Origin of the sequence: Microbacterium sp. USHLN186 (genome assembly GCF_037145155.1) — a bacterium.
In the GTDB taxonomy this organism is placed as follows: domain Bacteria; phylum Actinomycetota; class Actinomycetes; order Actinomycetales; family Microbacteriaceae; genus Microbacterium.
In genome coordinates, this window is sequence record NZ_JBBCYA010000016.1 from 1 (window position 1) to 445 (window position 445).

A 445-nucleotide genomic window follows, 5' to 3' on the forward strand; every position below is an offset into this window, starting at 1 on the left:
TCAGCTGAAGTCGTTCACGGCCGGCTCGGTCACGCGGTTGTCTGGTGCGAGTCGGTATGAGACGTCGGCGGCGATCTCGAAGGCATCGTTCGGCGCCGGTGTGCCGGTGGCATACGTGGCGAATGGTGCGACGTTCCCCGACGCGCTGTCGGGGGCTCCGGTGGCGGGTATGAACAAGGGGCCCGTGCTGCTGGTCGCTGCGGGGTCGATCCCGGATGCGATCAGTGCGGAGCTGAAGCGGCTGAAGCCGAAGAAGATCGTGATCCTCGGTGGAAACGGTGCGGTCAGCGTCGCGGTGCAGTCTCAGCTGAAGTCGTTCACGGCCGGCTCGGTCACGCGGTTGTCTGGTGCGAGTCGGTATGAGACGTCGGCGGCGATCTCGAAGGCATCGTTCGGCGCCGGTGTGCCGGTGGCGTACGTGGCGAATGGTGCGACGTTCCCCGAC

The 445-nt window shown here is 66.3% G+C and carries 1 protein-coding gene; it reads left to right on the forward strand.

The window, feature by feature from the left end; translation table 11 throughout:
• The coding region (locus WFG93_RS13920; protein WP_336646935.1) for a cell wall-binding repeat-containing protein at positions 1-445 on the forward strand (445 nt) is incomplete at both ends.